A 3,598-nucleotide genomic window follows, 5' to 3' on the forward strand; every position below is an offset into this window, starting at 1 on the left:
GACATGGCAAAATTAAAAGAGTTGTCAGACAGTGACATGGTTGCACAGCAAAAAGCCGCGATGATAGATAAAAGTGCTCCTAACCCCTCCGTTGAAGCTATCTTGCATGCAATCATCCCTTTTAAGGTGGTGGACCATACTCATGCAGATGCTATCGTGACGATTTCCAATTCAAAAAATGGGATAGTGTTGATAGATGAATTATTCCCCAATTTTCTCATCATCCCTTATGTAATGCCCGGGTTTATTTTGGCACAAAAGATCTATGAAATGACACAGGATGATTTTGACTGGTCCAAATGTGAAGGGATTATCTTGCATAATCATGGGATCTTTACTTTTGATGATGATGCTAAAAAGTCTTACGATAAGATGATCAATGCAGTGACAAAGGCAGAGGAGTTTTTAAAGAAAAATGCTGCTATATCACTCAATCCAGTTGAGCCAAGCGCTTTTGATATGAGTGAACTTAAAATAGATAAATTTATGCATATCAATCAAACCCCTTTAGCCTTGCACTATGCATCACAAGAGAATCTTAGAGCTAAAGTGACACGTGGAGTTTTAACACCTGAGCATATTATACGTACGAAGCGTATACCTTTGGTGATAGAAGATGATGAGGTTGAAAGTGCGTTAAAACATTACAGAGTAGGGTATGAAGCCTATTTTAATGCTTATAAAAAGGATGAGGTCATGTTGGATACTCGACCTAAATATGCTGTCATAAAAAATGTGGGGGTAGTGAGCTTTGGTAAGACACAAAAAGAAGCAGATGTCATCAATGATGTTGTGACACATACTATGATGGCAGTATTGCGTGCAGACAAACTTGGTGGGTATCAGAGTATCTCCATTCCAGATAGTTTTGCTATGGAGTATTGGGAACTAGAACAAGCTAAATTAAAAAAATAGGAAATAGCATGCAATACCTTATGGCAATAGATGCAGGAACCGGTTCTGTAAGAGCCGTTATTTTTGATACCAAAGGTAATCAAGTAGCAGTAGCACAAAAAGAGTGGCTACATTTGGAAGTTGAGGGTGTACCAAGTTCCATGACATTTGATACTCAAAAGAATTGGGACCTAGCTGTTTGGTGTATACAAAATGCGTTAAAAGAAGCAAAGTTAGAAGGCTCTGATATTTTAGCAGTAAGTGCAACCTCTATGCGAGAGGGTATCGTCCTTTATAACAAAGAAGGTGAAGCACTCTGGGGAGTAGCAAATGTGGATGCTCGAGCAGATAAGGAAGTACGGTTTCTAAAAGAGCAGTATGAGGGCATAGAAGAATCATTTTACGAAACTTCAGGACAAACTTTTGCACTGGGCGCACTGCCGAGAATCTTATGGCTGAAAAACAATAGACCTGAAGTTTACGAGAAAGTAACATCCATCTCGATGATAGGAGATTGGATCTTGGCAAAATTGAGCGGTATCATCGCTACGGATCCAAGTAATGGAGGGACTACGGGTATCTACTCCTTGAAGAATAGAGACTGGGAACCGGATATGGCAGAAAAAGTAGGCATAAAGGCAGATATCTTTCCTCCAACTTTAGAGCCGGGTACTGTGATGGGAGCAGTCACATTAGAGGCTTCAGAACAAACAGGCCTAGCCACTTCAACTAAAGTAGTGATGGGTGGTGGAGATGTACAGTTGGGTGCAGCTGGACTAGGCGTGGTAAAAGAAGGACAGGTTGCCATACTTGGTGGTTCTTTTTGGCAACAGGTAGTTAACATAAAAAGCGATACCTTGCCACCTAAAGACATGAGTATCCGTGTCAACCCCCATGTTGTCGAAGGACTTTCTCAAGCAGAAGGCATTACTTTTTTTAGTGGATTAGTGATGCGTTGGTTTAGAGATGCTTTTTGTGAAATAGAAAAACAGGAAGCGCTTGAGCAAGGGTTAGATACATATACTGTGCTGGAAGAGAAAGCAAAAGAAGTACCCGTAGGCTCCTATGGGATACTCCCTATTTTTTCTGACAGTATGAAGTACGGTAAATGGTACCATGCAGCACCGAGCTTTTTAAATCTTTCTATCGATCCAAAAGTGTGCAACAGAGCATCAATGTTCAGAAGTCTTCAAGAGAATGCCTGCATTGTCTCAGCCATTAACTTGGAAAAGATAAAAGCTTTTAGCCATATTGAGATATCAGAGATAGTTTTTGCCGGCGGTGCAAGCAAAGGAGCCCTCTGGTGCCAGATATTAGCAGATGTGACAGGGTGTAAGATAAAAGTACCTAAAGTAACAGAAGCTACGGCTTTAGGTGCCGCGATGGCAGCAGGAGTAGGTGCAGGCATTTATGAGAGTATAGTCAATGCAGCAGAAGATTTAGTGGTATGGGACAAAGGGTATCTCCCAAACAGTGAAAACTTTAGTAAGTATTCTGATATAAGAGGACAATGGCAGGAAGTCTATGAAAACCAATTAAGCCTTGTGGATAGAGGATTGACTCAGTCTATGTGGAAAGCACCGGGAGTGTAAAGTGAGCTTCACAAAAGAAGTGGAATGTTTGTTTATATCAGTCTATTATATAAAGACTATAAAAAATGAAGATTTTCATTTAGACATATGATTAATTCTGTTTAGATATAATCTTTCTTATTAAGAAGTTAAGTATATGTATGACTTAATATAAAACGGGAGATAGATGAATACCATAATTCCATGTGAAGCTAGTGAAAGAAAATGATAAATACTATTAGGAAGTTACGTAGTTTATTGACACGAAGAGATAAACAATTTTTACTAGGCTTATTGTTCTTCTCCATAATTATATCAATCATAGAGACAGTTGGTATATCTGCTATCATGCCTTTTGTTGCTATTGCAACAAATTTTTCTCTTATTCATGAAAATGAATATTACTCTTTAATATATCAAATGTTTAATTTTGATAACGACGTTCAGTTTGTTATTTTATTTGGTATTGTATTGATTTTCTTTTATGTATTTAGAAGTATTATAAATCTACTTTACTTTTATCTGTTAAATAAATTTACACAAGGGAGATATCATCTCTTAGCATATCGACTTTTTGAAAATTATATGGGATTGCCTTATAAAGATTTTATTAGTAGAAATTCATCTACAATGACGAAGAATATTGTAAGTGAAGCGACACATTTGACGACTTTGATATCATCAGGGTTACTGATGATGAGTGAGGTCTTTATCATCATATTTATTTATTCAATGATGCTTTATATAAACTATAAGATTACATTTCTTTTAACTGTAATTTTAGTTTTTAATGCGATGTTAATGTTGAAAACAGTTTCTCGAAAGATTAAGAAGGCGGGAGTAATAAGAGCTGAAGTTCAAAAAAGATTTTATGAAATAATAAACAGAAGCTTTGGAAATTTTAAACTTATAAAACTTCAGTCTAATGATAAAGAAATACTCAAAGACTTTGGTAATGCAAGTTCAAAATATGCTCATGCAAATATTACTAGTGCAACATTAGGGCATGTACCAAGACTTTTTTTAGAAGCAGTTGGTTTTGGAATTATAGTTTTTATCATTACGTATTTAGTTTGGAAATATGAAAACAATATATCTAATGTATTGGCAATGATATCTATGTTCGTTTTAGC

Annotated in this window: 3 protein-coding genes; all 3 read left to right on the forward strand. The window is 36.5% G+C overall.

Annotated features, from left to right (window positions below; all coding sequences use genetic code 11):
• The coding region (locus ABYK33_RS14670; protein ID WP_373034046.1) for a class II aldolase/adducin family protein at positions 1-915 on the forward strand (915 nt) is incomplete at its 5' end.
• Positions 916-923: 8 nt separating this feature from the next.
• Complete coding sequence (lsrK, locus tag ABYK33_RS14675; protein WP_373034047.1) at positions 924-2,486, forward strand: autoinducer-2 kinase; 1,563 nt, start codon at positions 924-926, stop codon at positions 2,484-2,486.
• Positions 2,487-2,690: 204 nt separating this feature from the next.
• On the forward strand, positions 2,691-3,598 hold a 908-nt coding region (locus ABYK33_RS14680), incomplete at its 3' end, for an ABC transporter transmembrane domain-containing protein (protein WP_373034048.1).

Origin of the sequence: Sulfurovum sp. (assembly GCF_041562805.1) — a bacterium.
Taxonomy (GTDB): domain Bacteria; phylum Campylobacterota; class Campylobacteria; order Campylobacterales; family Sulfurovaceae; genus Sulfurovum.